The organism is Dysgonomonas sp. PF1-14 (genome assembly GCF_029892965.1).
Taxonomy (GTDB): domain Bacteria; phylum Bacteroidota; class Bacteroidia; order Bacteroidales; family Dysgonomonadaceae; genus Dysgonomonas.
In genome coordinates this window covers 21561-28823 of record NZ_JARXWN010000026.1, presented here as the reverse complement: position 1 = coordinate 28823, position 7263 = coordinate 21561, and the positions used below count along the sequence as shown (strand labels likewise).

Sequence of the window (7263 nt, the reverse complement as noted above, 5' to 3'; positions counted from 1 at the left end):
ATGAACAAATATTTAAAAATAGCCCCGTCAGACAACGTATGTGTGGCTATAGAAGATCTGAAAGAAGGTGATAAACTGAATGTGGAAGGAATGGATATCGCGATAAAAAACGACATTCCTACAGGTCATAAATTCGCCATCAAGGAGATAAAAGAAAACGAAGATGTCATCAAATATGGCTATCCGATAGGACATGCGACTGCAAACATACATACAGGTGAGCATGTACACACGCAGAATGTAAAAACCAATCTGCACGATGACCTGCAATATAGCTATGTACCTGTACATCCTAAACTAGACATAAAAAAGAGTGATCTGAAAATAAACGGTTACCTGCGCTACAATGGTGAAATGGGTATCCGTAACGAGCTTTGGATAGTACCTACCGTAGGCTGTGTAAACGGACAGGCTCAGGCGATCATCAACCGCGTGAAGAATGAACTGGATGTATCGCATATCGACGACATACGCGTCTATACGCACAACTATGGCTGCTCGCAGCTGGGCGACGACCATGTGAACACCCAAAAGGCGCTGGCAGCCCTCGCAAAGCATCCGAATGCAGGAGGTGTGCTTGTGCTTAGTCTGGGCTGTGAAAATAATCAGCAGAAAGACTTTAAGGCGGTGATGGGCGAATGGGATGAGAAGCGTGTACGTTTCTTAATCTCGCAGGAAGTACAGGACGAGATAGAAACAGGCTTCCAGATGATGAAGGAGCTTGTGGAAAATATGCGTAACGACAAACGCGAGCCGCTTCCGTTATCGAAACTGAAAGTAGGATTGAAGTGCGGTGGTAGCGACGGATTCTCAGGTATCACAGCTAATCCGCTTGTAGGACAATTTTCCGACTGGCTGATAGCACAAGGCGGCACAAGTATATTGACCGAAGTTCCTGAAATGTTCGGTGCCGAGACTATACTGATGAACCGCGCTGAAACAAAGAAAGTATTTGACGACACTGTATTGCTGATCAACAACTTCAAGCATTACTTCCGCCGTTTTGACCAGCCGATATATGAAAACCCGTCTCCGGGAAACAAAGCGGGTGGTATTACTACCCTTGAAGACAAATCGCTGGGATGTACACAAAAGGGTGGAAATTCGGAAGTGGTAGATGTGTTAGACTATGGTCAGCCTGTAACCAAACATGGACTGAATCTGCTGAATGCACCTGGTAACGACCTTGTTGCCGCTTCGGCTCTGGCGATGTCGGGTTGCCAGATTGTATTGTTTACAACAGGACGCGGTACTCCTTTCGGCGCTTTTGTTCCTACGATGAAGATATCGACCAACTCGAAGTTGTACAACTTCAAGAAAAACTGGATAGACTTCAATGCAGGTGCATTACTGGAAGGCAATAGTATGGAGACTGTCCTCAACGACTTTATCAATTTCACAGTCGATGTATGTGACGGTAAACACCTGAAACATGAAGAGACAGGATTCAAAGAAATTGCGATATTCAAAACAGGGGTAACACTCTGATACAGAGTACCATAAAGAACTAGAAGCACAGCAGATATTATATCTCGCTGTGCTTCAATCACATAGACTGATTCTTTTCTCTTACTTCGCTTTGAACAGCCAACGTGTCCCCACCAGTAAGGTATGGGTATCCTTGTTGTTCAGATCGTTGAACTCGCCCTGAAAGTTGGTATTTGCATAGGCGTACATAGCGTGGAAGCGCAGATCTTTAACCAGTTTGTTAGTAAACGGATAGAACTCTACAACAGCCTGTATCCCCAGGCTTTCGTAGGCATTGCTGTCGAAGCCCTTGTCGTGACGCTGATTCCATGTACCTTTAATAAAAGGCCTCCATTTGCCGAAGTCATACTTCAGGTTCAGTGACACCGACTGATCCTGTACATACCTTGTTCCCAGATCGGGACGCTCTACAATGGCGCTGTAGTCCATATCGCGGTTACCCATATAGTAATCGAGTTCGGTAGTGAACTGTCCCAAATTGAGCTGTATGCCGGGTGTTATCCAGTTGTAGAACTTAGACTTGCTATGTTGGAATGCTCCGTATCCCCAACGGGTTTTCAGCTTACCATCCAGCAGACTTCCTTCCCACAGTACATTTACAGCTAAAGCCTTCTTCTTATAGTCGTCTCTGGCAAACTGTGGGGCATCGGAGTTCACCACTTGCAGGTTGAGCGTCTGCCCTAAGAACTTATAGGCCACATTTACCCCCGTCTTATAGGCATCCAGATCGTCGAAGGTCATAGTGGGCTGATAGATGTCGGCAGGGTTATAGTCGTACTCGAATGTACCGAACTGAACGGACTGCTTACCCACTGTAAAAGTCCATTTCTTCCCCAGATCGAAAGCAACCCAAGCCTGATCTGTTGCTGAGGAATACCCCTCACGCAAAGGAGTCTGAGGCTTGTTGAGACGGTGGCGAAGACGGTAACGGATACCCGGTATGATCTCCCCTACCAACCACAGTTTGATAGTCTGCCCCTGAAAGGATGCCTCATCCAGATCGCTACCGTTGAAAGTAGTCTTGAAGTCAGCACGGGTATCGAGCATTACATTCAGCATCTTGTCGTCCCAAAGCAGCTTATCCAGTATGTTCTGGCTTTCCCTGTGCTGTGCAAAAGCTCCGAGACTTAACAGTAAAGCCCCGATTATCATGTATATCTTTTTCATATATCTGCGATTTTAAAGGAAGGGCACTCATCCCCAGTACAGCGATGTTTGCCCTCCTTATAGAATGGATTAGTATTCTGAGAACATACGTTGTATCTCTTTATAGTCCTTCGTTTTGGTCAAAGCCAGCATTAGCAGGACGCGTGCTCTGTAAGGGTTTATAAACCATGAGGCAGCAAAGTGCAACTGGTCGTCATTTATCTCGTCCCATTGGGCAGTAGGACCTGTCATAATGCGGGATGAACGCACAACAGCTATACCATGATTCTTCACTGCCTTCTCCAAAGCATTTTGTAAGGCTGTAGTCAGGTTACCATTGCCGACACCTGCTGTTACAATACCTTTGACATGTGCTTTTACAGCAGCATCAACAAACAGTTCGGTAGCGTTGGAATAGCTGAGTATAACCTCTACTCTGGGTAGCTCATTCAGATTCGTTACATCAAATTCTGATTTAGAAGTATGGCGCTTTACCGACTGACGGGTATAGATAGGCTTGCCGTTGTAGACGATGCCCAACGGCCCATAATTCGGATTTTGGAATGTACCTACACTCAGTGTATTGGTCTTAGCCAGATCATCCGCTCCAAGTATCTTGTCGTCCATCACTACTGCAACTCCCTTACCTACCGATTCGGGTGCTACGGCTGTAGCTACAGCATTGTAGATATTACGAGGACCATCGGCACTGATAGCTGTAGACGGGCGCATAGAACCTACCAGTATTACGGGTTTATCACTTTTCACCGTCAGATTGAGGAAATAGGCTGTTTCTTCCTGAGTGTCTGTTCCATGAGTGATAACCACTCCATCTACATCACTCTGGCTCAGGAGCTCGTTTACACGCTTGCTCAGCGTCAGCCATACCTGATCGTTCATATCCTGACTACCGATATTAGCTACCTGTTCGGCTTTTATATTGGCAATGTTCTTTATTTCAGGAACTGCACTTAGCAGTTGGTCCACAGTAATAGCTCCGGCTTTATATCCGGCTGTAACTTCGGTAGCACCTTGTCCGGCAATAGTACCTCCGGTGGCAAGGATATAGATTGTCTTCTTAGCTTGGGCATTGACTGCTCCTGACACAAACAGAGCGATCAATAATAGATTTAACACTTTCTTCATAATTATATATTTTTGATTTCCATTCAATTACTTACTTCTTTATACTTTCCCATGCTTCTACATAGTCCTGCATAGTTTCCGAGAGTTCTTTTCCTATAATGCTATAGTCAGCATCTTCCAGATTGGCTAGAGACACACGCACCGACCATTCGGGACCTGCAAAGCCACTACCATTCAGAAGCACTATAGATGATTTTTCAGCCAGACGGAACACAATATCCACCGGTTCGAAGTTCTTCTCCAAGAAGGCAAAGAAGTCCTTATCGTAGTTCTTCAACGCCCATTCACGTATATCTATCTCACAGTAGTATGCTGCACGTTCCGGATCAGCTACTACCGGAATATTCAGACCTTCCCACAGTAATGAATAGCGATGCTGAAGCAGATTGATACAATCTTTCTTATACTTGTTTTCTGTATCCAGAAGGGCAAATGCAGCAAACAATAGCATCTGCATTTGTTGCGGAGTAGAAAGTCCGGCTGTATGATTCAAAGCAACCTGACGGCTATCGGCTACCAACCTGTCTATGAACTTTAGCTTAGCCGGATAAAGAGTCAGGCTTTCATATAGTTTAGCCAGACGCTGTTTGTCCTTCTCGGGAATAGCAGTAAGCATATCGTCATAGATATTGTCTTCGTAAAGCGCTATGACACCCAGACGCCAGCCTGTAGCTCCAAAGTATTTAGAGAATGAATACACACATAATGTATTCTGAGGCAATTCATTCATCAGAGAGTTGAAGCCCGGAACAAAAGTACCATATACATCATCGGTAAGCACCATCAGATTAGGGTTCAGATTCTTAACCACCTTCACCAGATATTTACGGCTCTTGTCAGATATCTCTACCGAAGTAGGATTGCTTGGATTTACGATAAAGAACGCCTTGATAGACTTATCACCCAATTTATCCAGTTCTTCGTCAGGATACTGGAATGTAGAGTTACCATTCTCGTCTTTTGCCGAGCCATAGATATAAGTTACTTTAAACTGGTATCTTGCCAATTCTGGTATTTCCAGATAAGGGGTAAAAATAGGAACACCCAATGCAATCTTGTCTCCTTTCTTCAGCAGGCAGTTTTCGATTAATGAATCGAATACATAACACATAGCCGCTGTACCGCCTTCTACGGCAAAGAGGTCATATTTACCATTTCTGAGTGGATGACCGCCACACATCTCCTGTATGAGGTAATCATGTACAATCACTTCGGTATGTTTCAGCATTCTTACAGGATCAGGGTATTGGTCGCCGACAATGCCTTCTGCCAGTTCAAATACCCAAGCATCCGGATTGAAGTTATGCTTTGTTACCCCATAATTATATAAGCCTTTCAGCAGTCCTACTCCCGGAAGTTGCTTATTCTTTTCCAAAAAATCTTCAAGACGCTTTGCTATACCTGCTTTCTGCGGGATACCACTGATACCCGAAGGTTTGTCTAAAGAACGCTTACTTTCCTCTACTCCAAATTGCCCAAGAGCAAAGAAGGCTTCCCTCGGAACGGTTGCTGTCCAGTTAGGGTTTCCACGCCCTGCATTCAACATTGTTTTCACTGGTTCTTTTTGCTGATCGGAAGCCAATGCGATCAGGTTATCTTTTAGTTCGAACGGACTAAGCTGTTCTAGTTGTTGCTCACGTTTACGTGAGGTTCTTAATTTATCTATATCCATAACTTTATTTTTGCAATAATATTAATATATGCTTTTTAACTCATTAACAGCACAATAACAACTCCCCAGATAATGAGAAGCGTATTTCCTACAGCATATGTAGTAGTGTAAGACAACGCCGGCACTTTACTTTTCAGAGCATCTTCTAGTGCCCCCAGTGCAGCTGTTGTAGTACGCGCTCCGGCACAAGCTCCCAAAGTAATAGCAGGTTGAAACTTAAAGACAAAACGCCCCAGAAGAATTCCTATAAGCATAGGTACAAGGCTTACAAATATACCCGCAATAAACAGGCTTACGCCGGCAGCCTTAAGTCCAGCAATAAAATCTGGTCCGGCATTGATACCGACAACAGCGATGAAGACATTCAGTCCGAGATTGTTCATCAGCCATATAGCGGGTTCAGGTATAGCTCCGAATGTCGGGCGCAACGACCGTGCCCACCCAAAGACAATACCCATAATAAGAACCCCACCACTGGCACTGAGACTCAACGGTATATTTCCTGTGCGTAAAGTCAACGATCCCAATATACCTCCTAAGAAGATACCCAGACCAACATATAGTATATCTGTTACACTTGTCGGGCGTTCGGCATAGCCCAGATAAGTAGCAAAACGATCAACATCGGCCTTACGACCTTCTATTTCTACAATATCGCCACGTTGCAACGTCACATTCTTTAGCAGCGGAATAGTAACCTTACCTCTGTGTATTTTCCTTATTATCGCCCCATGCCGCTCTTTAGCTGTTTTCAAATCTTGCAAGACTTTCCCTATCACAGCTTTATTAGAAACGATTACCCTGATAGCTTCTGCTTTAAAGTCAAGCAGCTCTATATCGGCGACTTCAACACCTATCGAATTCTCATCCGAAATCAGCGTATCAATAGGACCATTGAGTACGAGACGGTCGCCTTTATTGATTTTAATATCAGGAATAGGCTCTTGTATAATCGTACCATTCAGAGGGCGAATCCGCTCTATATAGACAGGCCATCCTTTTTGTACAAGCATATCTTCTACCTCTTGTACAGTTCTCTCCTGATTGAAGTAATCATTTTTTACTTCTATCACTCTGAACGTAGTACCATCATAAGCATACTCAAGACTCACATCTTCTTCATTAATAGAGCCTCCGAGTGTTTTTTCATACTCTTTAGTTTGCTCTACTACATTTTTCCCTAAAAGCTTAGGCCCGACCGAAGCCAGAAACCAGGCTGTACCTGCTGTACCAAAAATATAAGTGACAGCATAAGCCACCGGTATCTGGTTGATAAAGGAGTGCTTCTGCTCATCTCCTATTCCCAACTGATTGATCGTATCAGTTGCCACACCTATAACAGCAGAGATCGTATTTGCACCTGCAAGCAGACCTGCGGCATTACCGATATCAAAACCGGCAATTAATGCGGCAATCCATGCAACTACCAAACAGGCCACACAGACGATTGCGGCAAATGCAATTTGGGGAAGCCCGTCTTTCTTCAATCCATGAATAAACTGAGGGCCGACACTATACCCTACAGCAAACAAAAAGATAAGAAAGAAAGTAGATTTGACAGTAGGTGATATGACGATACCTAACTGTCCGATGAGTACACCCATCAATAAGACTCCGGTAACTGATCCTAATCCAAACCCCTTAACCTTAATTTGCCCGACAGCAAATCCTAATGCAAGAGTAAGAAAGATAGCAAGTTCCGGAGAATTCTGCATCGTTTTTATGATCCATTCCATATAATAGCAAATTTTGTGTATTGTTTATTTTGATAAAACAAGTTGTATAGCAGATTGTTCTTAGAAACTGCTTTT

At 44.0% G+C, this 7263-nt stretch carries 5 protein-coding genes; 1 reads left to right on the top strand and 4 read right to left on the bottom strand.

All coding sequences use genetic code 11. The annotated features are described in order from the left end of the window. Nucleotides 1-1488 carry an altronate dehydratase family protein gene (locus M2448_RS19585; protein WP_280647843.1) on the top strand — a complete coding sequence of 496 codons (1488 nt, stop codon included), beginning with the start codon at nucleotides 1-3 and terminating at the stop codon, nucleotides 1486-1488. 81 nt (nucleotides 1489-1569) lie between these two features. On the opposite strand, the gene M2448_RS19580 is transcribed toward M2448_RS19585, so the two are convergent. The 4 genes from M2448_RS19580 to aspT form a co-directional block, all read right to left on the bottom strand. Then, nucleotides 1570-2655 (bottom strand): porin, encoded by a 1086-nt coding sequence (locus M2448_RS19580; RefSeq protein WP_280647842.1) that lies wholly within the window; start codon nucleotides 2653-2655, stop codon nucleotides 1570-1572. A 69-nt stretch (nucleotides 2656-2724) separates the two neighbouring features. Beyond that, nucleotides 2725-3780, bottom strand: a complete 1056-nt coding sequence (locus M2448_RS19575; protein WP_280647841.1) for a type II asparaginase — start codon at nucleotides 3778-3780, stop codon at nucleotides 2725-2727. Between the two features lie 31 nt (nucleotides 3781-3811). Beyond that, nucleotides 3812-5452: an aspartate 4-decarboxylase gene (aspD, locus tag M2448_RS19570; protein WP_280647840.1), complete on the bottom strand. Its 1641-nt coding sequence runs from the start codon at nucleotides 5450-5452 to the stop codon at nucleotides 3812-3814. A gap of 35 nt (nucleotides 5453-5487) precedes the next feature. Next, nucleotides 5488-7188, bottom strand: a complete 1701-nt coding sequence (gene aspT / locus M2448_RS19565; protein ID WP_280647839.1) for an aspartate-alanine antiporter — start codon at nucleotides 7186-7188, stop codon at nucleotides 5488-5490. Nucleotides 7189-7263 lie beyond the last annotated feature (75 nt).